We start from the raw sequence: 24,836 nt of genomic DNA, 5'->3' as shown, positions 1-24,836 counted from the left end.
GGAGAGTGTCAGCCAATCCCAACGCTCAATGAAAGAAAAGTCACTCTGACGGATGAAACCAAAAGATATGTAGAAGGAATAATTCTTGAAAAAACTACTAACAAACAAAATCAAGTAAGATGATGAAAGAATTATTCTACGGAAAAACGGCAATCCGATTTTCTCTAAAGAATGCCACCAAAGAGATGTCATTGATAAGAGTAAGAGTGAACATCAATGGAGAACGACTGACATACTATTTACCCTCCGATTACAAAATCCGTCCTAAGCATTGGGATAATATTGTAGGCTGTGCGATTGAAGATGCAAAACGGAATCCAGATCTTAAAGGAAATCCACGATTACAGATGATATTGCGTAATGTCAATAAGGAAATAGAGAAAACGACCAATGCTCTTATCAAAGTATTGGAAACCGTCAAGCTGCACGATATATACGCAACGGTATCTTTGGTTAGAGAAGAATTGAAGAAAGAATTGCAAAAAGAAATCAGAGAAAAACGTACCTTTACTGACTTTGACAGCTTTATGGAGTATTATATCTCACTCTGTCAGAACGGAACGATACTGAACAGCAAGGGAAGCAGACTGGTATCGGGTACGATAAGGAATTATATCTCAACACGGAATATTGTTAGACGCTTTTGTGCAGACCGCCATGTTAAGCTGACATTGAACGACATGACGCTCGACTTCTATAACGACTTTGTAAAATACATGAATGAAGCCAGCCATTCTCGTGGAAAATACAGGCCCAATGTCATAGGAAAATTCGTAAAGAGTATAAAGGCTGTTATCCGTTATGCCTATGATAATCACTATACCATCAATGAGGATTTCAAACGAAAGGAATTTAAGGCATACAAAGAAAATGTTGAAACGGTATATCTGACAGAAAAGGAATTGAATCGCTTGTATGAATTAAGTCTATCAGAAAGCGAAGGCTGTGTGAGAGACTGCTTCATTATATCTAGCTATACAGGCTTACGCTATTCGGATATAGCACGGCTTGAACAAAAACATCTTGACTTTGAGCAGAAATTAATGACTATAATAACACAAAAGACAGGTACGCTGGTTGTTATCCCTATGCACCCGAAAGTCGAAGCGATATTCAGAAAATACGGTAATCGTCCACCGAAAGCACAGTCCAATCAAAATACAAACAGGGTGTTGAAAAGATTGTGCCGTAAGGCTGGAATTACTAACTTTGTATCGGTTGTGGAGACGGAAGGTGGCATCCGCCATGAGGCAACTTATGAGAAATGCGATATGGTAACCAGCCATACAGCCCGAAGAAGTTTTGCAACCAATGCTTATAGAGCTGGAATACCAAGCCTGTCTATCATGCAAATAACAGGGCATAGTACGGAATCCAGCTTTATGAGATATATCAGAGTGTCAAAAGAAGAGAATGCCATTGCATTACAAAAACATACTTTCTTCCAAATATTAAAATAATATGCCCACAAAAAACACCATACGCAGGCATTACCTGATAATCCGCAGAATATTGCGAAATGATTATCCAAGTAAACATATCTTGCTTGAATACATGAAGCAATATGACGTGGAAGTTGGAGAAAGAACTTTTCAAAGAGACCTGGCAGAGATACGCAGCAACTTCGATATTGAAATCATATATGATGAAAAGAAGAACGGTTACTTTGCACAGACTGACAGTACATTGGAATTAGACAAATTGCTGTATTTTATAGGATTGGCGGAAAGTTCGGATATTGCCCTCTCTACCATGAGAGACAAAAACAGGCTGTTGCAATACCTTGCTGTCAGTCCCGATCCCCGTGCAAAAGGTGTGGAACATATCGGCTGGTTATTGAGAGCAATCCAAAATCAGACGGTTGTTCGATTTGCCCATTATAATTATCAGTCAAAAGAGACCAAAGAGTATACCGTCTATCCCTACTTGCTGAAAGAATTTGAGGGTATGTGGTATTTGTTTGCCTTTGTAGACAAGTTGAAATCATTCCGTACATTCGGGTTGGACAGAATAAGCAATCTTATAATAACAGATGATGTATTCCAGCGAGAACCAGTATTAGAGGAAACAGCTAAACGCTTTGATAAGGTCTATGGATTGGTCTATGAACCCGATAACAATCCGACAGCCCCCATAGAAGAAGTCAAATTGCGTATTTCTTCTTCCATGTTGCCCTATTTCCAATCATTACCAATCCATGCTTCACAGGTGATAGAGAGGGATATTGTAACTTTACATCTGATAATCAACCCAGAATTGGAGAACAGAATAATGAGCTACGGTGAACATGTTGAGGTGTTGTCTCCGCTGTCATTGAGAGAAAGCATAAAGGACAGAATACAAAAGATGTTATCCCGTTACAAATGAATCATTTTCAGGCAAATTTATGTGAACCGTTGCAACAATGTAACGGTATTTTTTTGTCTTTTTCCCGTCAGATATGAAAAACATTAGACCACCGACTTAAACTGACGTGCCCCTAATCTTAGCTTTGTGAAAAAACAGGCTTAGAAGTCGAAATTGATAGGAGGAAAGAAATCGGCAGGAGAACAATCGAAAAATTGTGCGATAAGAAAAACTTGATATACGCTGTACTTTATGTCAAATTTATCGCTCTCCACCTGTCCTATAAAACTGGGTGAGCATTCCAGTATCGCAGCCAGTCCACGCTGTGATATGCCAAGTTCCTTTCGCTTCTCCCGAACCTTATTAATGACGAATAAATCGACCTTTGACTTCATAAAACCCTGTTTTCGAAATTATAAAGTTGAAAAAAAGATTTATCTTTGTGCTTAGTAATAATAAGCATATATAAAAGACATAAGATTATGGGTAAGAAAATAGTAAAAGACGGTTGGGTTTATGACTATGATACTTCAGATGAATATCGTAGGAAGTATGATTGTGAGTTAACAGACGTGCGTTATGTGTTAGGTGAGCAATTCGATACGGATAAACGGAATGTATTGATTTGCATCGGTATTAATCCCAGCATGGCATTGCCAAACTTCCTTGACCCGACACTTAGGAGAGTGCAGGACTACGCAAAAAGAAGCGGTGAATATGGAGCATGGTATATGCTGAATGTCTATCCCCAAAGAGCGACCAATCCGAACAACATGGATACGGACGATACTTACAACATGGAGATTCATTTGCGCAATCTTGCAGCCATAGAAGAACTATTATCTACCATTGAACGGGCAGATGTGTGGTGTGCTTGGGGTGCGGTTATTGACGATACAAAACGGACATACTTGTCTGATCTGTTATTCGGAAACGAAAATAAGAACATACAAGGTATAATCAGCTTGTTCAGTGGTAATTATCATTTCAAAGCCTACGGAGCTACCACGAAAGGCTATCCTAAACACCCTCTTCTGATAGGGAAAGAAGCAAAGTTGAAAAACTTAGATGAAGTGGGATTGCAAAAATTATCAGATAGAATTACTCATAAAATTAAAAAATAACATTATGAAATTGAAGTATTTATTGGCTGCTTGTACAGCCTTTTTTCTTGTATCTTGCAGTAATGATAATGACCTTCCCCAACCGCCACAACACGGTGATATTGTGGGGTTGAATATCAAAGATGCAAAGTATATCTATACAAGTGGAACTAATACCCGTTCTTCTTCTGCCCAATATCGACAGATTAAGAAAGACGGTAGAGACATGGAATTATCGTGGATTGATAATAAGGGTGATACGATTAGAATAAGCGGTTTGCCTGAAATATGGGATATTAATAAAAAGTATCTGATGATAACTACAGGTTCAGATATCAACTATAGACCAGTGCCAGGTGAGCCTATTGAAGAACGGTTTGGTGGATATTCTTATCTTATTGATAAAAAAACAGAAGCGATATATGATTTAGGTGCAGGACTAAATGGAGAGAATGCCGTAACAGACAATAAGGGAAATATCTATGTCATGGCTAACAGGGGAAACAATATGGGTGGAGGAAGACTTTATAAAATTCATACACAGGATATTTCTAATTTAAAGTTAGAATTGTACGCAGATAATTCCCTTTCTTTTGTTGTCAACAATAAGGGAACTTGTTTCTATGGCTACAGATATATTCGTCCGTCATATGGTACGCAGCAGTTTATCATTTCTAATTTTATCCCCCAAACAGAATATGGAAACGCTTTTGTTTCTCACGACAACGAGGATTTATATCTCACCGCTGTGAGTGGAGAATACGATTCTTACAAACTTGTAGTTAGCAAGTTGAGTGAGAAACAAGAACTCCAAAGTCAAATTATGGCAGAGACGGAACTTCTTTATTGGGGAAGACCACAACCCAATGATATACAAGTGAAATGGAATGAACGCAGGGCTACAATGCTGATAAATTATTATGGTCGCACATATGAATATATGTTTGCAACAAGGACATTGACAGAAATTTCTGTTAATCTAAACGGATTCTTCACTAAGGATTATTCCACTTATGTCACAGCAAATGCTTTATATGCACGAAAATCTGTGAATAAATTGGATATTATAGCATTGGAGGATTACAGTATCAAGGAATTGGACTTGTCAAGCAAAGGTATTGATTTTCGTTCCATTTACACAATGGACGGTTCGGATTTGTTATATTTTGCAGGTTTTCAATATAGTACAAGCCAATCTGTTATCGGAACGATTGATATAGACGGTAATGTGGAAATTACGGAATCAACGCCTAATCCTATCACCAACATAATACAGATAAATTAAGGTATGAGAAAGCATCTCAAACAATTAGAAGAATTTCATCGGTCTTTTGGCTTGTACATAAACGAACAGCCAACTTTGCGCATCCCCCAAGATTTGCATGAACTTCGTATGCGAGTGATGAAAGAAGAAGTTGATGAATACGCAGAAGAATACGCAATCACAGGAGATACAAAGGATGAACGGCTGCAAGCGGTAGCCAAAGAATTAGCCGATATAGCTTATACCTTGTTGGGGACAGTTGTTTCTCACGGTTTACAAGATGAATTTGAGCGTATTTTCAATGCGGTGCATGAAAGCAATATGAGCAAGTTGGATGAAAATGGAAAACCGATCTATCGAGAGGACGGTAAGATACTGAAATCAAGCCGTTACCATGAACCCGATTTGAGTTTCTTGAAAAACAAGAAATAACCCTATCCATAAATCCCCCAAAGAGCCATTATATCAAGAATAGTGGCTCTTTTTTATGTTGATACGTCTAAAACTGACGTAGTCAAGGTTCTACCTTTGTTGCAAAATTTATATTATGCAAAAAAAGATATTCAGATTCAAGCTAATAAACAGAGAGAATAATTGTATCTTATCAATAGACTATACAAAATTATCAAGTGATATAATTAGCCAGATGTCTGCTAATTCAATCAAAATAGAACCTAACGAAAAGTGCAAATTATTGTTTGTAGGAAGAGAAGATTGCCGATTGTCATTGGAGGATGTATATAATTTGTCAAGCCTGCTCCAATCGGTTGTAGGTTCTGTTTTGGAATGGGATATTATAGGAGATTATCTATATACGGGCGACAGCCAAGACTTGGACGGTTACCTGCTTATTAACCCTGACTTTATCAATCAATGAGCAATACACCAACATTATTCCAACAATACACTCCATACGATACGGAGATTGTAAAGACAGCTACCCGATACGACTTATACCTTATTGGTGGAACGGCAGTAGACTTGCTATGCAGATATTATTCCATTCCATTTTGGAGAAACAGATCCGATAACGACCTTGATTTTTGGACTTCATCTGCCAATAAAGAAAGGAACAGGTTCGTTAAACAGGTGGGTAGAAAATTCGGAATTAGCGTAGAGAACAGTTCCGACTATATGGTCTCCTTAGAATTGGAGAAAGTCAAGATAGAGGCAGACATACTGATAGATTATGATTGTACCAATACAAAGTTTACATCTTCTATAGACGGAATTTGTGTAATGTCTCCAATATACCTATTTTCCTCTAAGTTTGACAGATACATCAATACCGCTAACATTCAGCGTAAGAAGACCGATTTTTATGATTTAAGGACATTGCTGTCTATAATCGAAAAGACAAACGGCTTTGATGAACTTGAAAGCCATTTGTCTAATCGGGATTATGACCAGAGAGCCGAAGATATGCTCAACGATATAATTGCAAGTATGCTATAAGCTGATATTGTTTTCGTCTTTTCTTTTTCTCCCTCTTTTCTTGACGTTTAAGAGATGATTCAGATAGATACTTGGCTTAAAGTTTACAACCTTTTTAGCAGGAATATCAATCGGGGCGAAAGAAGTCGGATTCATCCCTTTCCTTGCGGCTTTCTGTTTCACAGAGAACGAACCGAAACCGATAAGGGTGATTCTACCGTTCTGTTTCATTTCGTTGGTTATAATTTCTATTACAGCATTGAATGCCTTTTGGGATTCTGTTTTGCTTAACCCTGTTCTTTCTGCAAGTGCATTGCATAATTCTTTTTTGTTCATATTCTAAATATATTGTTCAACAAGATTTTTTCAAGAATCGTTCCTTTGGATAGAAATATGACGAGCCGTCATATAGTGATTTGATAGAATATGACGTGTATCTAATTGATATAACGAACCGTCATATTGAAAATATGCAGGTCTCAATCTAGGTCTCAATTCTGTGGTATATAGTGATACACAATGAAACAACAGGCGACAGACTTTATTGCATCACAAGATAATCAATGTACCTGTATGTATCACTATGTGTCAGTAAGTAGATATGTTACTGCCCCGTCCGCACCGCCATAATACTCGAAAGCCCTTGAAAGTCAATCCCTTTCAAGGGCTTTTTCTTTTGGGGTCTCAACGGGGAGACCAATCCGATGACACACCTTTTTGAAACACTATCCTATCTTATCAATTTAACCGGCTTGTAGGGGTGAAGCACACGGATACGCAGGAGGACAAACACCATACTCACCGCCAAGAACAGCAGGGAGCCTACAACGGAATAGCGCGTATCGAAAAAAGTGATGAATACTCCACAGACAGCCGCTCCGACCGTCGTACCCAGATTGGCGGACAACAGGTATAATCCATTGGCGAAATCCGGGGCTTCGGGCGCCGCATCCGTAATCATATATTGCATAGTGTTCTGGCTGTACCCGGCCAGCACTCCAAGTAGAAAGATAATAACCGTCATAATTACAAGCCCTCCACCCCATATAAATATGCATAGGTATAACGCAATCAGCACCAATGGAGCTGCCAACATACTACGCAGCGGATTAGCCGATAGCTGTTTCCCGGCAATGATATTACCGATGATATTTGCCAGCCCGTAAATCAATAACAGTATACTGATGATGCGATAAGGAACTTCAGTAACCGTTTTCAGGTAATCCGACAGATAACTGAAGAATCCGAATAACGCACCGTTGATGAGTGTAACGGCTGCAATGGAATACCACGTTATCTTCCTTTTCAGCACATGAAGCTGCTCACCGTAAGACAATTTTTCTTTCACAGGCATAGAAGGTACGAAAAAGAGTGTGGCAATCAATACCAGCGCATTGATAAACGCGAAAAATGCCATACCGACTGTAAAGGAAACTTCGCTGGCGATAAAGCTTGTTACCGGAACCCCCAGTACCATGCCGGCGGAAACACCGATAAAAACCTTTGCCACCGCTTTCGGGGCTTTCTCTTTGCTGACAGAGGCCGCCGCCACAGTAAAAGCCATCGAAACATACACCGGATGCATGAATGCCGGGAGTGCCCTTGCTAACAATAAAACCGTAAAATTAGAGGTGATCATCGAAATAATATTGCTCAACAGGAAAATCCCTAGAGCCAGTAACATCACCTTTTTCCGGTTTATCCCTGAAAACAACAACGGCATGACCGGAGCGGACAAAGCCACCACCAAAGCAAAGACACTTACCGTCCAACCAGCTTCGGGAACTGTTACGTGAAAAGTTTCGGCAATCAAAGGCAAAATACCGATTACGCCCATTTCTGTATTGATGATCCCAAACACACCCGTCGTCAGGATAAACACAAGCAATGCACCTGATTTGAATTTACCCGTTTTTTCCATAAGTATCAGATTAACTCAAATGTAACATTTACACTTCCCGAACCGAGGGAAGCCGCCAGTTCCGACGGATTATCCAGCCTTCCGAGACGCGTATAGCTATACGATGTCTGAAACGTTTCATAAAAGAGCACAACACAATCCGAACCGTAGAGCATCAAATCGCCAACTTGAATCGTTCCGGGATTCGAAGCCGCAGTCGGCAAATTATCCGGTAAATAATAATACTTCTCGTTGCCGTTCATCTCCCGCATCGAAACCGTCATCGGCAGCAATGCTTTGAAAGCCGTTGCCGTAGCATTATTGGCCAAGGTTCCCGTAAAAGAAACAGAGCCAATTGTAATCCGCAATTTATTGCCGGGTACAGGATCAAGGTCCGGATCAGGCGTGGGCGTTTCCGTTTCGGATATCACCGGATCAACATCCGGATTGCAGCCAAGCATAAGCATAGTCAACCCAGACAATAGCAAAAACATAAACAATTGTTTTTTCATGACCGGACTATTTTATGACCAACTTCAGTTTTTGTAGCCGCTCCCGGACAACTTCTCCCAAAGATGTTGTATTGCTCCCGCGTACGGGAAGCCCCTCCAAAACCGTCGCTTTCGGACAGAGTTTGCGGATATCCGATTCGGTATGCCCCATACGACTGCCTTCGCGCGTCTTAAACGGCACGATTGTCTTATCCAAAAAATCATACGATGCCAGGGAAGTTGTAAAGGGAGACGCAATTGTCGCCCAACAGTAGGGAGAACCGATAAAAATTACGTCATAGGCTACCCGTATCTTTTTCGGACTATTAGTCTGTGCCCCAACATCAAGACCGGTACAGAAAAACAATATGCACAATTGTGCTACCATTCTTAAACTTTTCATATCTCTTCCTTCAAGATTAAATTTATATTGCAAATATCGGAGAAGGAAGGCAAACCGTTTGTAGATGAATTACAGACATCATAACCTTAATTACAGGTGTTCTGTTTGGGGTTAAGGGAGATAAACTATCGGTGAAAGAGCAGGTTTTGTACATTATTTATTATACATACAGACCGGGCCTATTTATTCACGCAGTCAAGTTTAAATTCGGTCTATGTGCCGATAGTTGTTTTGATCGGAAAAATGTAAAACAGTAATAATGGTTGAATTATCTGTAATTTATACACAAACCGATTGCAGAATCGACCGTATCTTTGTCACAACAAGGATGATTTTTCAGCAATTACTAGGAAACAGCTAAAAATAAGTTATATGAAAGCAATAAATAAACTAACGGCAGCAACTCTCTTATTGGTAGCTGCCTGTCCTCTCACTAATGCACAAGAGAAAATGGAAAATGTATTGAATCAACGGCAACAGAACATCATTGCCATCGCATGCCTGGAGGCAAAAGGTGATCTGGAAAATCTTTCCGAAGCTATCCATACAGGCCTGGACGAGGGGCTGTCGGTCAATGAAATTAAAGAAGCTCTTTCACACCTTTATGCTTATACCGGTTTTCCCCGCAGTTTGAATGGATTAGGCGTCCTTCAACAGATTCTTGCCGAACGCAAAGCAAAAGGGATTACCGATCAGGAAGGTAAGGATGCCGATGCACTGCCCAAAGGGTTCGACGCTTTAAAAGAAGGTACAGCCATACAGACAAAGCTTTCCGGTGCTCCCTTCGATTATACTTTTGCGCCGGCAACCGATTATTATCTAAAAGCCCATCTTTTCGGCGATATCTTCGCACGGAATATCCTAACTTTCCCTGAACGGGAACTGGTAACAGTCAGTGCCCTATCCGGTATCAAAGGCGTAGAGCCTCAATTGAAATCACATGTGCGCGGAGCAAAGAATATGGGACTAACGGATGCAGAAATACACTCTATTCCAGACGTACTACTGCAAAAAATAGGGGAAACGGAAGCTTATCGTGCAAGGAAAGCGATTGCAGAGGTTTACGGCGAAGAATTCAAAGAAGGCGCCCCCGTAGAGAACCGTATATTTCCAAAAGGCGAACTGAATACAGCCTATGCCAAATATTTCATCGGAAACAGCTATCTGGCAGAATTAGCAAATGGTGAAGGGAAATTGCATGTGTCCAATGTCACCTTCGAACCACGTTGCCGTAACAATTGGCATATCCATCACAAAGGCGGACAGATTCTTATCTGTGTAGGCGGCAGAGGCTGGTACCAGGAATGGGGCAAAGAGGCTCGCGAATTACATCCCGGCGACGTCGTCGACATTCCTGCAGAAACGAAACATTGGCATGGAGCCGCAGCAGACAGTTGGTTTCAGCACATCGCCATCGGTGTTCCGGCTGAAGGAGCAAGTGCTGAATGGCTTGAACCGGTGACCGACGCGGCATATGACAAACTGAAATAATCCGTCCTTTAAAGGGGCAACCAGCAAGTAAGGGCAATGAAAAAAAGTTGTATCCCGATTACAGATAATATAACCTCAATTACGGATTTCACGGAATGCATGAAATCCGTATGCTTTTTATCGTTATCTTTGCTACAATTCAAACAATTACGTCTATGAATCAACTTGTAAAATTAGAGAATGTAGACCAGTACAACAAGCTATACGGACTTGAAACACGACATCCTTTGATAAGTGTCATCGACCTTACCAAAGCGACCCAAACAGTTAATCATGTCCAGATGAATTACGGGCTTTACGCACTCTTTCTGAAACAGACCAAAAGTTGTAATATCAAATACGGACGGACATCATACGATTATGAAGCAGGAACAATAGTCTGTTTTGCTCCGGGACAGACAGCTGCTGTAGAATTGATAGAGGATGAGGTGGCTCCCGAGGTATATGGGATCCTATTCCACCCCGATCTGATCCGGGGAACTTCCCTGGGGAAAAGTATCAAGACTTATACGTTCTTCTCCTATGCCGTCAACGAGGCACTGCATCTTTCGGAACAGGAAAGGGGGATTGTGATGGATTGTCTGGCGAAAATCAATATCGAGTTGGAACATGCCATAGACAAACATAGTAAGATCCTGATCGCCATGAATATTGAACTGTTACTTAACTATTGTATGCGTTTTTATGAACGCCAGTTCATCAGCCGGAGTGATGCGAATCAAAACGCCCTCACCAAATTCGAGCAACTATTGGACGATTATTTCCAAAGCGAGTTGCCGATACGGGAAGGGTTGCCTTCCGTTAAATACTTTGCAGACAAAATATGCCTTTCTTCCAATTATTTCGGAGATATGATCAAAAAAGAAACCGGAAAAACGCCACAAGAACATATTCAGGACAAAGTGATCGAACTGGCAAAAGAACATATTGCAGACACAGAGGAGACAGTAAGTGAAATTGCTTATACCTTGGGATTCCAATATCCGCAACATTTCTGCCGCTTATTCAAGAAACGTATCGGCTGTACGCCTAACGAATACAGACTGCAATATGGACAGGCTTTTCAATAATTTTAACTAATGTATTAGGAATATGGATGAAATAATAAAAATTGATACGATAGACCAGTACAATAAGTTGTATGGATTGGAAACCGTACACCCGCTGGTAGGAGTTGTGGATTTGACAAAAGCGACTATCCACCCCAACCACATCCGTATGAATATGGGGATCTATTCGCTTTTTTTGAAGCATACTAAATGCGGTGACCTAAAATACGGGAAGAAATTATACGATTATCAAGAAGGGACAATTGTCAGTTTTGCCCCCGGACAGATAATCGGAATCGAACTGAAGGGAAATGCCAAGCCTTCGTCGGTCGGTATCGTTTTCCATCCCGATTTAATACGAGGAACATCGCTCGGGGAAAATATCCAGCAATACTCTTTCTTTTCCTACGAAGTGAACGAGGCACTCCACCTATCCGAAGAAGAAAAACAAATCATCACGGATTGTTTTGATAAAATCCGAATAGAATTGAGCCATGCCATCGACAAGCATAGCAAAATACTGATAGCCAAAAATATTGAGTTATTACTGGATTATTGCATGCGTTTTTACGAAAGGCAATTCCATACCCGCAGTAAAGTGAATAAAGATATTTTAGTACAATTCGAAAATTTGTTGGATGATTACTTTCAGGGAAAGAATGCGGAAAATAAGGGTTATCCCACCGTCAAATATTTTGCAGACAAGGTATTCCTTTCTCCCAACTACTTCGGCGATCTCATCAAAAAGGAAACCGGTCAGACGGCCCAACAGCATATCTTATTCAAACTTATAAGCATGGCCAAAGACCGGATCGTAAATACAAACCAATCCGTATCCGAGATCGCTTACGGATTAGGATTCCAATATGCACAGCATTTTTCACGCCTGTTCAAGAAAAATGTAGGTTGTTCGCCTAATGAGTATAAGAAACTGAATGGTTCAACCTTTTGACAGCGGCAGCGTAGAGCGCAGCAAAAGCAACTGTATCCAGATGGCACAGGAGCAGTTGCTTTGCATGGAAACAACATATCGGCTTGGTCGGCAGATTACAGGTATCATCCCCCATTACGGATAGGCAAGGAAAAGGGAAATAAGTATAGTTGAAACATACTATCTTCCACCCGGAATAAGTTATATAAATGAAAGAGAACATATTAAATATAGAAACCATACACGAGTGCAACTGTTGTTTGGGATACAAAACATTGCACCCCCTCGTCAGTGTCATTGATCTGGAGCAAGCCAATCTGGAGCAGTGTACCATCAAATTTGATTTCTACACCATTATCATGATACAAGGGGAAGTAGAAGATTTCTTATACGGACGTAAGTATTATGACTACTCCAACGCATCGCTTCTGTTTCTTACTCCGGGCGAATCGATTAAAATAGATCCTAACAAACTACTCCGCCGGAAAGGTTGGCTGCTGGCCTTTCATCCCGATTTACTCTGCCGTACTTCGCTGGGTGGGCATATAAAGGATTATACCTTTTTCTTCTATAAACCGGATGAAGCCCTCCACTTGTCCTTGCGCGAAAAAAGTAAAATCGTAGACTGCCTGCACAATATCGGAGATGAATTAGAACACTCCATAGACTGCCATAGCAAAACATTGATTTCGAGACATATTGAACTCTTGCTCGATTATTGCACCCGCTTTTACGAGCGCCAATTCATTACGCGTTGCGAAGCAAACAAATCTATTATCCTTCAGACCAATATATTGCTGGACGAGTATATTCAATCCGGGAAGTTGAAGAAAGGAGTTTTACCCTCGGTTGAATATTGCGCCGGCAAACTCCATTTATCCTCTCGTTATTTCAGTGATTTATTATATTTTGAAACGGGGCAAAACATCCAGGAGTATTTCCAGTTTAAACGCCTGGAAGCTTCCAGGCGAATGCTGCTCGAACCGGGTAATACAGCGGGTATGGTAGCAGAAAAGCTGGGCTATGCCAGCGTGCAATATTTCAGCCGGGTTTTTAAAAAGATCACAGGGATAGCTCCCAGCGATTATAGGTTGGCACAAAACTAAAATTTACCCCTACCCTTCTCCCGTTCTTATCTTCCAGTCAGTTCTTGCTGGTCAGCCGGATAATTTCCGAAACAGGGTTAAGAGCAGGGCTCGTCAGCACAAAGTCAAAGCCGGGTGCTCGACAACTTATCCTTCTGTACTCCGGCAAGCGGAAACGAGCCGCTATTGCCGGAGTTTAACTTCCTCTTCTTTATCAGATTTTCGCTATCTTTTTTGATTTCATTTCAGATACTCCTTGAAAAATGTTTCCAATTTGTCGAAAGGAATGATGTTCATACGGTCGTATAAATCTACGTGGCTCGCACCGGGAATAATCAGCAGTTCTTTGTTATCGCCTTTCAATTTTTTGAAGGCATCTTCGCTGAAATAGCGGGAGTGAGCTTTTTCTCCGTGAATCAGGAGCACGGCACTGCGGATTTCATCGCTATAAGAAAGGATGGGCATATTGATGAACGACAAAGCGGAAGTTTTGTTCCAGCCGTCGTTTGAGTTGAGGGAACGGGGATGGTAACCGCGCGTGGTCTTGTAATAGGCATGATAATCTTTCAAGAACTGCGGTGCATCGTCGGGCAGCGGATCGATAACACCGCCTGCGAGCGCATACGTACCGTTCTTCGCATCCTCCGTCCGCTGGGCGTTGAGTTGTTTGCGCAGTTCGTAACGCGCATCGGTATCCATCGCGTCGAAATAGCCGTTGGCATTTACACGGCTCATGTCGTACATCGTTGCAGCGGCCGTCGCCTTGATACGGGTGTCGATCGCCGCAGCATTGAGAGCCATGCCACCCCAGCCACAAATGCCGATGATGCCGATACGCGCAGCGTCCACATCATCGCGTGTCGAGAGGTAATCGACGGCAGCGCAAAAATCTTCGGTATTGATGTCGGGCGATGCTACGTAACGGGGTTCACCACCGCTCTCACCCGTATAGGAAGGGTCGAATGCAAGGGTCAGGAAGCCACGCTCGGCCATTGTCTGCGCATACAAGCCCGATGATTGTTCTTTTACGGCTCCGAAAGGACCGCAGACGGCGATAGCAGGCAGCTTGCCGGCGGCATTTTTCGGTACATACAAATCGGCTGCAAGAGTGATGCCGTAGCGGTTGCGGAAAGTCACCTTACTGTGATTTACCTGGTCGCTCTGCGGGAATACTTTGTCCCACTGTTGAGTTAAAATCAGATTTTCGTTCATGGTCATATCGGATTTAAAATGATTCTCGTTTGCCCCGGCCGCATGTATCGGTCCGGTAGCCTGCTGTTTGCCTTTCCCATAACAGGAAATGGAAAAGGCAATAATTATCAAGGTAGTTAAAAACAAATTTCTCTTCATACGACTGATTTATTATTTATATGACAAAAATAGGAAATAAGTAGCTGTCGTCTTATACCCAAATTAAGGAAAGGTTAACCCTAATTACAGATTTTCAGACGCATATCCGAAGCCGAGTAAGATAAAAACGCAATCTTTGTTCGGGATAAAAGCCAATGTTCCGGATATAAAGGAGGTTCCTTTCTAAAAATAGGTATAACCGAGCAATATCCTAATCTGTTCGATCCCGAGGCTTGCCCTCTGGATGCCGGCTTTATTAAATAAATGTTCCCTTTTTTGTAGTTTATTATAGGACATCAAGATACAACTGATGCTTATCCCCCGTTTTTTCGATTCAAACGATAGTTTGTCTGAAAATTAAAACGCCCCACTTCCCCCTAGATAGGGCAAATAGGGGGCAATCCGATTCCTGTTTGTTATCCGGTTATTTTTCACTTCACTAAGCCGATCAGCCACTTTACTATTTCCGGATCATCATGCGATAAGAACAGGCTTTTTTTCCGGTCGAGTCCAGTTATTTCCTGCATATCTTCGTCCGTCAAGGCAAAATCGAAAACCTCAAAGTTTTCAATCATACGCTCTTTGCGGGTAGATTTCGGAATGACAATCACTCCGCGTTGAATAAGGAAGCGCAAAGCTGTTTGCGCTACAGACTTGCCATATTTTTTGCCGATTGCTTGCAAGGTTGCATTGGCAAAGAAGTCGTTCCGTCCTTCGGCAAACGGCCCCCACGACATGATACGCGTACCGTAACGCTCCATGATTTTCTGTGGTTCCGTCTGTTGGTTAAATACATGTGTTTCTACCTGGTTTACCATCGGTTTGATTTCGCAGCACTCAGCCAAATCTACAAAACGGTCAGGATAGAAATTACTCAGGCCGATAGCACGCGCCTTACCTGCTTTATAAGCTTCTTCCATAGCCCGATAAGTGCCGTAGTAGTCGTTAAAAGGCTGGTGAATCAACAGCAAATCCACATAGTCACTTTGCAGCTTACGCAAGGATTCGTCGATAGAAGCTTTCGCCCGTTCATAACCGGCATTGGAAATCCAGACTTTGGTGGTAATGAAAACTTCTTTACGGGCAATGCCGCTTTTCTTCACGGCATTGCCTACACCTTCTTCATTGGCATAAGCCTGTGCTGTATCGATAGAACGGTAACCTATACTCAAAGCATCTGCAACGCAGCGTTCACACTCCTCGGGTGTTACCTGATAAACGCCGTAGCCCAACACCGGCATTTCGACCCCATTATTCAATTTTACTGTATCCATCATTTTATGTTTTCGTTCGGTACAAAATTAGCGGATTCTCTGTAAAGCTTCCTTACACGGATTACGGATTTACGTACCATTTTTACCGGTCCCCTCTGAATATTCCGCATTCACCGCACAATGCGGTTATCTGCAGATTAAATGTTTGATGAACAAATACCCCCCGACGATTTGCAAAGCCATACCCGGAAGACCGATACGGAAATCCTGCACGGCAGTGTAAAAACTGCCTTTCATAGTCCATTCTCCCAAGGTGCCGACGATTTGATAGTCCATGACGACAGTCAATAAAACAGGCAGTGAAACGCGTTGGAAGCGGCGTGCGGCCAACCCGGCAGCAAGGGCGAGCCCTACGGACTTCAATAGGATAGCAGGCAGAGCAGCAACCGGCGGCATCCCAAAAAGCCAAGAGTTGACGAGAGGCGAAGCGATGGCTGTCAGTAGCCCTACCTTCCAACCATATTTGTACGCACCGATCAAGGTAAAGAAATAGATCGGCAGCCAGGTCTGTCCACCCTGAGGCACAAGATGGAACACCTGTGGCAAGGCGACGTTGCCTACAACGAATAAGGAAGCCGCCAGATAGGTTTTTGCATTGCTGTAGTCCAGCGAATAAAGTTTTACAGTTGTTGTTTCCATTTATTTTTCCTTTAAAAGGGTGAGAGGATGATTTTTAAAAATGGAATTTGAAGCCGCCCATCCCTGTAAATCCCGGCATTTCATATCCCCGGTTGATGGTATAGGCGGCATTGGTGATATTATCCAATCTGGCAAACAGTTCCAGGACACGGATTACTTTGTAAGAGAGCTTCATATTAAGCAATGTATAGTTTTCATTGTCCATACCGCTGGCAATATACAGGCCGCCAACACCCTTCAATTCAGCATCCACCCGAAGCTTCGGCAGTGCCTGCCAGCCGATCCCCAGGAAATACTGGTTTTTCGGTGCTGCCGCCAGATCCGCTGAAGTGTGGAGATAACTGTAAGTAGCCATCAGCGACAGCTTAGCGAGGGGCCGACTGTTGGCTGTCACTTCTATCCCTTTGTTGATGAAACGACCTGTGTTTACGTTCTTTCCGCTCACCGTCTGAATCAGATTGTCGCCCTTGCTGTAATAACCGGTTACGTCAATACCGAAATAAGGGGAGAAGTTTTTACCCACCGTCACCTCATAGTTCATCATATTTTCCGGGTCGAGATCGGGATTAGCGGGGCCGTAGAGGTACATCTCGCGGAAAGACGGATTGCGGTAGCCTTTTGCGAGAGATCCTTTCAGCAGCCAGCCTTCGGCGGGATGAACAACGAAACCTCCCTGCGGAATCCATTGGGTATCAAATCGATCACTGTTCGCCATGCGAAGTCCGGCATTCAGAATCAGCATGCCTCCGAACAGATTCTGAGAAAAAGTGAGGTAAGGAGAATACTCCGTAATGCTTTTGCGACCGATAGTCTGCATCTGGGCAGCAGTACTGCCGTCTCCGTGTGTATGTCCACCAGACATCGGAATCCTGCCGGTGTAAGTGTCAAAGTCGAAACCGAATGTAGCGGCTGCATTTTTCCAGGGATTAAAATTCTGATAAGCGAGGATACCGAAACGGTCGTCCAAGCTATGGAAATGGCGGGGATCATCGATATAATGGTTGCCGTAGCTGTAATATACCCGTACACTACCGCTGGTATTGCCATAATAGTTGTTCAGTGACAATGACGCTTCGCCCCGGGTGACGTTCTGGTGATAAATATCGGTAGATTCCGGATTGCTCAATGTCGGATAGATGGGATCGTTGCCGACGAAATTCATCAGCGAGTAATCCGCCCGCGCTTGCCAGGAATCACTGAAATCATATCCCAGTTTGGTATACAGGTTGCCTTGCCTGAAATCGAAATTATCCTTTAGTCCGTCTGTACGGTCGTAACTAAGCGACACAAGCGAGGAGAATTTCCCGAAGCGGGTGGTGTTGGTAAGCGAAGACAGCCATGTATTGTAAGAACCGTATTGTGAAGTGAGTGTGGTATGCACTCCGTCCTTACCAGCATTCTTCGTAATGACATTGATGACACCGCCCATGGCATTGGAACCGTAGAGCACGGAACCGGGCCCGCGAAGCACTTCCACCCGCTCCACGTATTCCGTCCCGTAGAAGTCTGCTATAGGATGGGAATAAATTCCGGCAAACTGGGGTTGTCCGTCCACCATCATCAAAACGGAATTGGTAGGTGAACCGCCTACACCGCGGATTTTAATGCCGCCCGAGCCACCGTTGCTGACACCGAATCCGAAAATATTGCGTTCGGATATGAACAAACTCGGCACCTGAACGGAAATAGCGGAAAGCAACTGGGTCTGTCCGCTAGCTTCCAACTGGGAATTCCCGATAACGGAAACGGTATAAGGAAGCAAATTCCGCCCGGTTGCATGATTACTGCCCGTCACCACCACCTCGTCAAGGCGATAGATCCGGTTGGTATCCACGACCGCTTGGGCAGATGCGCCCGTCATGCCAAATAAAGCCGTACAGAAAAGAATTCCTCCGGCTAATCGTTGTAAACAGTGTTTGTTCTTTTTCATTTCTGTTCGCTATTTGATGATTTATTCTGTTCAATCAAAGGCCACAATTCCTTTTCAATATCCAAATCTTTCCGTCGCCCTCTGCATGTGTCCGCGAATATCGACCCCGAAAGGACAGTTCTTTTCACAACTACCGCAACGGATGCACTCGGAAGCATGGTGCGAAAGAGCTTTATAATGCTCTCGCACGGTTTCAGGTACAAATCCTTCGGCTACGGTCAGATTGTAGTATTTATTGACACTGGCCACATCAATTCCAACCACACAAGGGGCGCAGTGTCCGCAATACATACAATGTCCTTTCCACGAGAAACGGTCCATACCCTGCATAACCGAAGTGTAGTCCTTTTCTTCCTTCGTCGCGCTGCACCAATCCACTGCCCTCTGTACTTCCTCACAATTGCGGCAACCGACCATGACGGATGCCACACCCGGACGTGTCAATGCATATTCCAGACATTGTACCGGGGTGAAGGCTTTCCCGAAAGGAGAGTTGGCTTCACTCAGCAAATCCCCTCCCCCATACACCTTCATCACGTCGATACCTACGCCTTTCTGCTCACAGAGTTCGTACAACAGTTCGCGCTCCGGATCGATATTGTGCAGCTCACGTTCATAATTTTCATCCTTCCACAAATCTTCCACCTCTTCACTGGCAGGTTGCAAATCATAACAGGGGTTGATGGAGAACATCAACACATCCACCAATCCGCTTTCCACAGCCTTTATCGCCACCCGAGGGTTGTGACTGCTCATACCGATATGGCGGATTCGTCCTTCCTGCTTCAAGCGAAGGGCAAGCTGGATGATAGGCCCTTCAAATACACAACGGAAATCCTTTTCATCGTCTACATAATGTATCATACCGATGTCCAGATAGTCCGTCCGCAACAAACGGAGCTGCTCCTCGAAAGCGGCCAGCGTTTTATCCACGTCACGGGTACGTAAATACTGGCCGTTTTCCCAGGTGGCACACAAATGTCCCTGTATTACAAACTGCGGCCGATAGCCCACTAAAGCCTTGCCTATATTCGTACGTAAGCCGGGATTAGAAGAGTACATGTCCATAAAATTGATGCCTTGTGCAATGGCAAAGTCCATCTGTCGGCACGTATCCTCTTCCGACAGGCCGATAAAGCCTTCACAGCCCAGTCCGATAGCACTGACGGACAAGCCGGTTCTTCCTAATTTCCGATACTCCATCTCATTTTTTGTCTAAATCAACCAACTCATATTTTTGACTACCTATACCGATGGCTTCCGCATATTCCAGCGTATGAATGCCATGGCGCGACTCCATGCGCTCTATCAGATGTACTTTCCCCGGGTCCGAAGATAAATAAACCAGGTCCACACAAGCCTTATCGAGGGCCACCGGATCCAGCGAAGCAAGTATACCGACATCCCCCATCTGGGGAGCCGCCGGATGAGAGTCACAATCACAATCCACCGACAGATTATTCATCACACTGATGTAAAGAATTTTTTCACCGCAATGGTCGATGACCCCTTTTGCGGCTTCTGCCATAGATTCCAGGAAATCATCCTGTGCAGGATTTCCCCAGCTCGTAGTACTCTCTCCTGCAGAATGTATCAGGCGCTTTCCGTTAGAAGAAGCTATGCCGATAGAGATATTCTTGATAGCCCCTCCGAAACCTCCCATGGCGTGCCCTTTGAAATGCGAAAGTACCACGGTAAAATCATAATTGAGGTAGTGAGAACCGACAATATCTTCGGTCAAATGTTTACCACCGGCCACGGGAAGGCGGCTTTCACCTTCCGCATCCATGATATCGACCGGAGCAATGGCGGTAAAGCCGTGGTCTTCGGCAGCTTTCAGGTGTGCTTCTGTATTAGAACGTCCACCGCCGTAAGCTGTGTTACACTCCACAATGATGCCGTTTACTTCTTTCACCAAGCCGGCAATTAATGCCGGTTTCAAAAAGTTATTCCCTCCGGGTTCTCCCGTACTTAACTTGACGGCAACCTTTCCGGTGGCAGTGCGTCCCAACGCCTTATAAACACGCATCAGCGCTTCAGGAGTAATTTCCCTGGTGAAATAAACTACGGATGCTTTTCCGCCTTCAGGCGTCTCCTTTTCCGGTTGTTCCTGTCTGTTCTTATTCTTGTCTACTGCTGAAGAAGGGGTGCAACCATACATCGTAAGAGACGTAAATGTTATGGCCAAAAATACGATACCATACTTTTTCATAAATTCACTATTTAATTTATACGAATTCTCAGACGGTCACGATAGAAAAGCAGCCCCCGATGCCGTACTTACTATCTTACTCCGTCGAACGGTTTTATTTTAAATCGTCAATCCACTGTTCCAGTTCTTCCACAGGGGTAACCATACGGTCAAAATGCTTTTCGTCAGAACTGAATTTGAAGGCATGGGCATGTTCTACCTTTGCCCCATTCCCCTCTGCCAGGGAAACCATATCCGTTATCACACTACCAGGCCATCCGGCATTGGTCATAAAAGGTACTACCACTTTTCCTCTGAAATCATTGCTGGATAAAAATGACAATACAACGGGCGCCATGCGGTACCACCAAGTGGGAGTACCTACGATAATGCGGTCATAATTTTGCAGGTCGACGCCAAGTGATTTCAACTCGGGCTTATATCCACCCTCCACTTCTTCCCTGCCCTGTTTCACCACTTTCTCATAGTCATCGGAATAAGGTTTCACCGGTTCCAAACTCACTAAATCGCCACCTATGGCCTTCTGCACTTTCTCGGCTATACGCTTTGTATTGCCGGCTGTGTAGGAAAAATAAACGATCAATGTTTTCATTTCACTCTTGGGTTTTATTATTGCATTCTCTTGAGGGATATTCGCCCTGCAGCCTGGACAAACTGCCCATAAAAAGCCCGCATACACCAGACCAAGAGCCAGAATCCCGAATATTTTCTTCATGTTATACCGTATTATTTATCAGAATCACCTTCACAGACTATTCTTTTTGCAAAAATACAGTGTTTCAAACAAACAGAAAGTAGATAAATTACAGTTATTCTAACCCATATTACTGTTTATCATCATTTATTCTATGGTAAGTGAATGTCAGGACGCAAGAATATTTCCTCCTGCTTTTACATTCCTAAATACTCGATATTTATTTCATTGTACTTATACCAAAGCCTTACCGGAACTTCACTTTACCATCCCTATGTTCCGATAAACGTCCCCTCTTGCAAATGCATCCGCTTTGATACTTTCTACTTCAGAATACATATTATGAGAAAACTTAACAAAAAGCCTTTTGCTATTTCCCGTGTCAAAAATAATTCAGTCTGAAATTCAGTCGGTGACACTCCCGTATATTTCTTGATGTAATTACCGAAAAAAGCAACTTCCTCCAGGCTTGGAACAAAAACAATTTCGGCAATAGAAAAAGTAGTGTATGGCAACCGCTATACGTCCTTTTGTAAATCCATGTTTCCTAGTAAAATCATCTTGATTCTAAAAAATTATACATAAAAGATTTATATCCGGTTTCCTGGTTCTATGCCTCTCTTTCCATATCGTTTTGCAGGATCTCCCTAAATATAATCATAATATATGAGATTATAATTGTATATATGTATTTTATATTAAAAAACATATATATTTGTAAAAAATAATTACTATGAAAAAAATAGTTTTAATTTTCATGACCTTTGCACTAATAGTCATGGGTTGTGAGTACAAAGATGTGTATCAGACGAAAAAGGTGGACTTTGATAATATTGTTCCCTTTGCTTCGTATGAGGTTCCTTTGAAGGAAGGAATGGTATCGATCGTAATTTATGGTGAGGACACTTTGGCCATTACCGGAATTCCGATGAATATAAATGTTCCTAAAGAAGCTGTAAAGAATTTGACGAAAAGCACAGCTCCGATAAGAGTGGTTTATAGTAACGAACCTAAATTTGAAGGTTATAAAGATTGCGGTACAATACAAACGGATTGTGTTCTTCTGTTTGAGGATACCCGAAGTGGTGATAACGATTATAATGATTTGATTATCTGGGCAAAAAAGAAAGAGACAAGAACGTATTGGCCTGATTATATCGTTTCTTGTGAATTCACCATTCATCCAATTGCCTTGGGAGCCATAAAGAATTTCAAACTGGGAGTTGTAAATGAACAAGGTACAGAATTTATTCTGGCTGAAAATTGCCGTGAAGAGTTATTTAAGGGGGAGAAAGGATTTATCAATACGGAAACAAATGTTGCTCCGAAAACATATCCCAGCAAAATGATTAAAACCAAAGCATGGAAGTATAATCCGAACGTAGGGAATACGACAATAAACTGGTTTATAGAGACATCCGATGAAAGGATGTATATTGCAGAAACCAATAAAGCCGTCAATCCATCCAACTTAGAGCAATTCGGAAATGAGAAAGGGAGACCTTATGGAATAGCATTCCCGACAACCGGAGTGAATATTTTCAAATTCGGGGGACCTTTTTATGCAACGGAATGTACTCCTATCCAACAGATTTATAACAACTTCGAAGGATGGATCCAAGGGAAAGGGAATATAAACGACAAAGGAGTAAATAACACAGATCCTCAAATCTGTTACAATTTCTCCAATCCGCATTGACAAAGAATTATTTCCATCATTTTACACATTAGGGACGTGCCCTAATGTGTAAAATGACAAGAAATTTAGCTATTCAAACACACCTATTTGTAGGACAGATCCCCTCTTAAAACTTAAAATAGCAGAAAAGGTTCATTTCCCCTAAATTATTTTTCATCTGTCACCTCTAAAGAGGAGAGTATTCTTTGGGCCATCAATATCCGTTGGGAAAGAAAATTGTGAACATCTTTCCACTGATAATAAGGAAAGCGGTCAGTCGCTAGCGGAAGTGCAGCTTCTTGCTCGTTTAAGAGAATTTTAATCCATACATTTTGCTCTTTATCCCGATAAAAAATCCACTGTACGTTAGCGGCCATAGGTGCAATTTCATAATCTTTCCAGTATAATGCAACAGAATCGGGATTAGCTATGGAGCTGTCCGTTTTTTCTATACCCATTAAAGCGACAAAAGGTATAACCGTTTCCGCATGAGCAAAACGAAAATTCGCCTGCTTATTTGATTGTCCGTTTATCACCTCTTCGGCGGTACGAATAAATTCGGAAAGCAAAGGCCACGCAATTGCAACCGGCAACATCTTTCCAATAGGCGCAGCGCTTTTACTCAGGTATTGCCGTAAATTCTGGGTCTGCCAATAATCAAACCATTCTTCGGTCGTAAAAAAATTCCCCAAATTTAAGGAAATATCGGTATCGGGAAGTATGGCCGCAATAGCAAATAATGCCCTGACAAATTTCCTGGCTTCCTCGTCTGCCTCTTGTTCCGGATTGAGAAAAAGCCTCTTCATAACAGGGGCGGGAGAAATTTTTTTCTCCAAAAAGGCCTCATATACAGGAATCCATTCCCCGTTTTTTTTATAACAGACATAGGACTTATTTAAGTCGAAAAAACGAAGGAGGGTATCGTACTGTCTTCCTTCACTTCTCTCTATATACAGAGCTGAATGGTGTTGTTTTATCACGGAAAGGAACGCATCCATACTATTTATACAACGGGGAACATAGGTAGCAATTGCTTCTATCCGAGCTGCACCGGTAAACAACAGAGGATAATGCTCTATCATACGTCCGGCAATTCCTTTTTGCTCCTGCTCTCCTAATTTTGATAATTTTCCCCACTGATTCTTAAAGAGCCCAGCCAGATAACGCACAGTGGAAAGTAATTCCCCACCTTCCGCCGTCAGTCTATTTTCGCATTCAGCAAACGTCAGTACCTCTATGACCTTATTCAAATCCTTTCCCGAAGTAGGAAACCTTGCTCCGTGCCTTCCCAAATGATTTATGTAGAAAGGGATCATACCGTCTGAAGAAAAGGTAGATGAATTTTCTATAAAAGGATAAGGCATGGCAGTTCCTGCATATTGCTGAACACTAGCCTGTCCCCATGCAAAAGAAAAATAAATAAACAGACAAAGTACAAACATTATTATTTTCTTCATACCGCCATTCGTTTTATTCATTAGTTATACAACAATGAGTAAAATGATGTTTGCGTAAAATCTTATTTTATGATTTTTTTTCACCACAGCAACATCTTACCCCCA

At 42.5% G+C, this 24,836-nt stretch carries 25 protein-coding genes; 12 read left to right on the top strand and 13 right to left on the bottom strand.

All coding sequences use genetic code 11. The features are described 5' to 3' along the window. Positions 1 to 119: 119 nt before the first annotated feature. On the top strand, positions 120 to 1,460 hold the full coding sequence (locus tag HMPREF9449_RS00225) for a tyrosine-type recombinase/integrase (protein ID WP_009135199.1): 1,341 nt from the start codon (positions 120 to 122) through the stop codon (positions 1,458 to 1,460). Between the two features lies 1 nt (position 1,461). After that, complete coding sequence (locus HMPREF9449_RS00220; RefSeq protein WP_009135198.1) at positions 1,462 to 2,367, top strand: helix-turn-helix transcriptional regulator; 906 nt, start codon at positions 1,462 to 1,464, stop codon at positions 2,365 to 2,367. A gap of 140 nt (positions 2,368 to 2,507) precedes the next feature. Here HMPREF9449_RS00220 and HMPREF9449_RS00215 read toward each other — a convergent pair whose 3' ends face one another. Next, positions 2,508 to 2,741, bottom strand: a complete 234-nt coding sequence (locus HMPREF9449_RS00215) for a helix-turn-helix transcriptional regulator (protein ID WP_009135197.1) — start codon at positions 2,739 to 2,741, stop codon at positions 2,508 to 2,510. 87 nt (positions 2,742 to 2,828) lie between these two features. On the opposite strand from HMPREF9449_RS00215, the gene HMPREF9449_RS00210 reads away from it, so the two are divergent. The 5 genes from HMPREF9449_RS00210 (at position 2,829) to HMPREF9449_RS00190 (ending at position 6,168) form a co-directional block, all read left to right on the top strand. Further along, on the top strand, positions 2,829 to 3,470 hold the full coding sequence (locus HMPREF9449_RS00210; protein ID WP_009135196.1) for a DUF1643 domain-containing protein: 642 nt from the start codon (positions 2,829 to 2,831) through the stop codon (positions 3,468 to 3,470). A 4-nt stretch (positions 3,471 to 3,474) separates the two neighbouring features. Next, the gene (locus tag HMPREF9449_RS00205) at positions 3,475 to 4,734 is read left to right on the top strand and encodes a hypothetical protein (RefSeq protein ID WP_009135195.1); all 1,260 of its coding nucleotides are present in this window, start codon (positions 3,475 to 3,477) and stop codon (positions 4,732 to 4,734) included. A gap of 3 nt (positions 4,735 to 4,737) precedes the next feature. Beyond that, positions 4,738 to 5,145 carry a pyrophosphohydrolase domain-containing protein gene (locus HMPREF9449_RS00200; protein ID WP_009135194.1) on the top strand — a complete coding sequence of 136 codons (408 nt, stop codon included), beginning with the start codon at positions 4,738 to 4,740 and terminating at the stop codon, positions 5,143 to 5,145. A gap of 214 nt (positions 5,146 to 5,359) precedes the next feature. After that, entirely contained in the window at positions 5,360 to 5,590 is a 231-nt protein-coding gene (locus HMPREF9449_RS00195) for a hypothetical protein (protein WP_009135193.1), read from the top strand. Continuing rightward, a complete protein-coding gene (locus HMPREF9449_RS00190) occupies positions 5,587 to 6,168 on the top strand; it encodes a hypothetical protein (RefSeq protein WP_009135192.1) in 582 nt (193 codons plus the stop codon). Before HMPREF9449_RS00195 ends, HMPREF9449_RS00190 begins: the two co-directional genes overlap by 4 nt. Here HMPREF9449_RS00190 and HMPREF9449_RS00185 read toward each other — a convergent pair. From HMPREF9449_RS00185 to HMPREF9449_RS00170, 4 genes are all read right to left on the bottom strand, one after another. After that, positions 6,163 to 6,483, bottom strand: a complete 321-nt coding sequence (locus HMPREF9449_RS00185; protein WP_009135191.1) for an HU family DNA-binding protein — start codon at positions 6,481 to 6,483, stop codon at positions 6,163 to 6,165. The genes HMPREF9449_RS00190 and HMPREF9449_RS00185 overlap by 6 nt on opposite strands. 394 nt (positions 6,484 to 6,877) lie before the next feature. Further along, the gene (locus HMPREF9449_RS00180; protein ID WP_009135190.1) at positions 6,878 to 8,068 is read right to left on the bottom strand and encodes an MFS transporter; all 1,191 of its coding nucleotides are present in this window, start codon (positions 8,066 to 8,068) and stop codon (positions 6,878 to 6,880) included. A 5-nt stretch (positions 8,069 to 8,073) separates the two neighbouring features. After that, positions 8,074 to 8,559, bottom strand: coding sequence for a cyclophilin-like fold protein (locus HMPREF9449_RS00175; protein ID WP_009135189.1), 486 nt, complete (start codon positions 8,557 to 8,559; stop codon positions 8,074 to 8,076). Between the two features lie 7 nt (positions 8,560 to 8,566). Then, positions 8,567 to 8,941 carry a flavodoxin gene (locus HMPREF9449_RS00170; protein ID WP_083833147.1) on the bottom strand — a complete coding sequence of 125 codons (375 nt, stop codon included), beginning with the start codon at positions 8,939 to 8,941 and terminating at the stop codon, positions 8,567 to 8,569. Positions 8,942 to 9,313: 372 nt separating this feature from the next. On the opposite strand from HMPREF9449_RS00170, the gene HMPREF9449_RS00165 reads away from it, so the two are divergent. The 4 genes from HMPREF9449_RS00165 to HMPREF9449_RS00150 all read left to right on the top strand — a co-directional run bounded on the left by HMPREF9449_RS00165 (position 9,314) and on the right by HMPREF9449_RS00150 (position 13,518). Next, on the top strand, positions 9,314 to 10,432 hold the full coding sequence (locus HMPREF9449_RS00165) for a carboxymuconolactone decarboxylase family protein (RefSeq protein ID WP_009135187.1): 1,119 nt from the start codon (positions 9,314 to 9,316) through the stop codon (positions 10,430 to 10,432). A 155-nt stretch (positions 10,433 to 10,587) separates the two neighbouring features. After that, positions 10,588 to 11,502: a helix-turn-helix domain-containing protein gene (locus HMPREF9449_RS00160; RefSeq protein ID WP_040611439.1), complete on the top strand. Its 915-nt coding sequence runs from the start codon at positions 10,588 to 10,590 to the stop codon at positions 11,500 to 11,502. 22 nt (positions 11,503 to 11,524) lie between these two features. Then, complete coding sequence (locus tag HMPREF9449_RS00155; protein ID WP_009135185.1) at positions 11,525 to 12,433, top strand: helix-turn-helix domain-containing protein; 909 nt, start codon at positions 11,525 to 11,527, stop codon at positions 12,431 to 12,433. A gap of 188 nt (positions 12,434 to 12,621) precedes the next feature. After that, on the top strand, positions 12,622 to 13,518 hold the full coding sequence (locus HMPREF9449_RS00150; protein WP_009135184.1) for a helix-turn-helix domain-containing protein: 897 nt from the start codon (positions 12,622 to 12,624) through the stop codon (positions 13,516 to 13,518). 219 nt (positions 13,519 to 13,737) lie between these two features. Here HMPREF9449_RS00150 and HMPREF9449_RS00145 read toward each other — a convergent pair whose 3' ends face one another. From HMPREF9449_RS00145 to HMPREF9449_RS00115, 7 genes are all read right to left on the bottom strand, one after another. Further along, positions 13,738 to 14,847 carry an alpha/beta hydrolase gene (locus HMPREF9449_RS00145; protein ID WP_009135183.1) on the bottom strand — a complete coding sequence of 370 codons (1,110 nt, stop codon included), beginning with the start codon at positions 14,845 to 14,847 and terminating at the stop codon, positions 13,738 to 13,740. 431 nt (positions 14,848 to 15,278) lie between these two features. Then, the gene (locus HMPREF9449_RS00140) at positions 15,279 to 16,121 is read right to left on the bottom strand and encodes an aldo/keto reductase (protein ID WP_040611131.1); all 843 of its coding nucleotides are present in this window, start codon (positions 16,119 to 16,121) and stop codon (positions 15,279 to 15,281) included. Positions 16,122 to 16,247: 126 nt separating this feature from the next. Then, a complete protein-coding gene (locus HMPREF9449_RS00135) occupies positions 16,248 to 16,760 on the bottom strand; it encodes a hypothetical protein (protein ID WP_009135181.1) in 513 nt (170 codons plus the stop codon). A 34-nt stretch (positions 16,761 to 16,794) separates the two neighbouring features. Next, positions 16,795 to 18,690: a TonB-dependent receptor gene (locus HMPREF9449_RS00130; protein WP_009135180.1), complete on the bottom strand. Its 1,896-nt coding sequence runs from the start codon at positions 18,688 to 18,690 to the stop codon at positions 16,795 to 16,797. A 54-nt stretch (positions 18,691 to 18,744) separates the two neighbouring features. After that, positions 18,745 to 19,893 (bottom strand): aldo/keto reductase, encoded by a 1,149-nt coding sequence (locus tag HMPREF9449_RS00125; RefSeq protein ID WP_009135179.1) that lies wholly within the window; start codon positions 19,891 to 19,893, stop codon positions 18,745 to 18,747. 1 nt (position 19,894) lies between these two features. Beyond that, positions 19,895 to 20,902 (bottom strand): DUF362 domain-containing protein, encoded by a 1,008-nt coding sequence (locus HMPREF9449_RS00120; protein ID WP_009135178.1) that lies wholly within the window; start codon positions 20,900 to 20,902, stop codon positions 19,895 to 19,897. Between the two features lie 94 nt (positions 20,903 to 20,996). Continuing rightward, positions 20,997 to 21,617: a flavodoxin family protein gene (locus HMPREF9449_RS00115; protein ID WP_009135177.1), complete on the bottom strand. Its 621-nt coding sequence runs from the start codon at positions 21,615 to 21,617 to the stop codon at positions 20,997 to 20,999. Positions 21,618 to 22,329: 712 nt separating this feature from the next. Here HMPREF9449_RS00115 and HMPREF9449_RS00105 point away from each other — a divergent pair. Beyond that, entirely contained in the window at positions 22,330 to 23,295 is a 966-nt protein-coding gene (locus HMPREF9449_RS00105) for a hypothetical protein (RefSeq protein ID WP_009135176.1), read from the top strand. A gap of 146 nt (positions 23,296 to 23,441) precedes the next feature. Here the strand turns inward: HMPREF9449_RS00105 and HMPREF9449_RS00100 are convergent, their stop codons facing one another. Further along, on the bottom strand, positions 23,442 to 24,731 hold the full coding sequence (locus tag HMPREF9449_RS00100) for a histidine-type phosphatase (RefSeq protein WP_009135175.1): 1,290 nt from the start codon (positions 24,729 to 24,731) through the stop codon (positions 23,442 to 23,444). Between the last annotated feature and the right edge of the window lie 105 nt (positions 24,732 to 24,836).

It is taken from the genome of Odoribacter laneus YIT 12061, from assembly GCF_000243215.1.
Lineage (GTDB): Bacteria > Bacteroidota > Bacteroidia > Bacteroidales > Marinifilaceae > Culturomica > Culturomica lanea.
The sequence above is the reverse complement of the archived record's forward strand: the minus strand, read 5'-3'. Positions and strand labels throughout refer to the sequence as shown.

Excerpts from the sequence above, each read along its gene's own strand:
- HMPREF9449_RS00210 (WP_009135196.1), top strand. The coding sequence starts at position 2,829 with ATGGGTAAGAAAATAGTAAAAGACGGTTGGGTTTATGACTATGATACT.
- HMPREF9449_RS00200 (WP_009135194.1), top strand. The coding sequence starts at position 4,738 with ATGAGAAAGCATCTCAAACAATTAGAAGAATTTCATCGGTCTTTTGGC.
- HMPREF9449_RS00225 (WP_009135199.1), top strand. The coding sequence starts at position 120 with ATGATGAAAGAATTATTCTACGGAAAAACGGCAATCCGATTTTCTCTA.
- HMPREF9449_RS00165 (WP_009135187.1), top strand. The coding sequence starts at position 9,314 with ATGAAAGCAATAAATAAACTAACGGCAGCAACTCTCTTATTGGTAGCT.
- HMPREF9449_RS00190 (WP_009135192.1), top strand. The coding sequence starts at position 5,587 with ATGAGCAATACACCAACATTATTCCAACAATACACTCCATACGATACG.
- HMPREF9449_RS00185 (WP_009135191.1), bottom strand. The coding sequence starts at position 6,483 with ATGAACAAAAAAGAATTATGCAATGCACTTGCAGAAAGAACAGGGTTA.
- HMPREF9449_RS00170 (WP_083833147.1), bottom strand. The coding sequence starts at position 8,941 with ATGAAAAGTTTAAGAATGGTAGCACAATTGTGCATATTGTTTTTCTGT.
- HMPREF9449_RS00140 (WP_040611131.1), bottom strand. The coding sequence starts at position 16,121 with ATGGATACAGTAAAATTGAATAATGGGGTCGAAATGCCGGTGTTGGGC.
- HMPREF9449_RS00175 (WP_009135189.1), bottom strand. The coding sequence starts at position 8,559 with ATGAAAAAACAATTGTTTATGTTTTTGCTATTGTCTGGGTTGACTATG.
- HMPREF9449_RS00215 (WP_009135197.1), bottom strand. The coding sequence starts at position 2,741 with ATGAAGTCAAAGGTCGATTTATTCGTCATTAATAAGGTTCGGGAGAAG.
- HMPREF9449_RS00100 (WP_009135175.1), bottom strand. The coding sequence starts at position 24,731 with ATGAAGAAAATAATAATGTTTGTACTTTGTCTGTTTATTTATTTTTCT.
- HMPREF9449_RS00135 (WP_009135181.1), bottom strand. The coding sequence starts at position 16,760 with ATGGAAACAACAACTGTAAAACTTTATTCGCTGGACTACAGCAATGCA.
- HMPREF9449_RS00195 (WP_009135193.1), top strand. The coding sequence starts at position 5,360 with ATGTCTGCTAATTCAATCAAAATAGAACCTAACGAAAAGTGCAAATTA.
- HMPREF9449_RS00180 (WP_009135190.1), bottom strand. The coding sequence starts at position 8,068 with ATGGAAAAAACGGGTAAATTCAAATCAGGTGCATTGCTTGTGTTTATC.
- HMPREF9449_RS00105 (WP_009135176.1), top strand. The coding sequence starts at position 22,330 with ATGAAAAAAATAGTTTTAATTTTCATGACCTTTGCACTAATAGTCATG.
- HMPREF9449_RS00145 (WP_009135183.1), bottom strand. The coding sequence starts at position 14,847 with ATGAAGAGAAATTTGTTTTTAACTACCTTGATAATTATTGCCTTTTCC.
- HMPREF9449_RS00220 (WP_009135198.1), top strand. The coding sequence starts at position 1,462 with ATGCCCACAAAAAACACCATACGCAGGCATTACCTGATAATCCGCAGA.
- HMPREF9449_RS00125 (WP_009135179.1), bottom strand. The coding sequence starts at position 19,893 with ATGGAGTATCGGAAATTAGGAAGAACCGGCTTGTCCGTCAGTGCTATC.
- HMPREF9449_RS00150 (WP_009135184.1), top strand. The coding sequence starts at position 12,622 with ATGAAAGAGAACATATTAAATATAGAAACCATACACGAGTGCAACTGT.
- HMPREF9449_RS00130 (WP_009135180.1), bottom strand. The coding sequence starts at position 18,690 with ATGAAAAAGAACAAACACTGTTTACAACGATTAGCCGGAGGAATTCTT.
- HMPREF9449_RS00205 (WP_009135195.1), top strand. The coding sequence starts at position 3,475 with ATGAAATTGAAGTATTTATTGGCTGCTTGTACAGCCTTTTTTCTTGTA.
- HMPREF9449_RS00120 (WP_009135178.1), bottom strand. The coding sequence starts at position 20,902 with ATGAAAAAGTATGGTATCGTATTTTTGGCCATAACATTTACGTCTCTT.
- HMPREF9449_RS00155 (WP_009135185.1), top strand. The coding sequence starts at position 11,525 with ATGGATGAAATAATAAAAATTGATACGATAGACCAGTACAATAAGTTG.
- HMPREF9449_RS00160 (WP_040611439.1), top strand. The coding sequence starts at position 10,588 with ATGAATCAACTTGTAAAATTAGAGAATGTAGACCAGTACAACAAGCTA.
- HMPREF9449_RS00115 (WP_009135177.1), bottom strand. The coding sequence starts at position 21,617 with ATGAAGAAAATATTCGGGATTCTGGCTCTTGGTCTGGTGTATGCGGGC.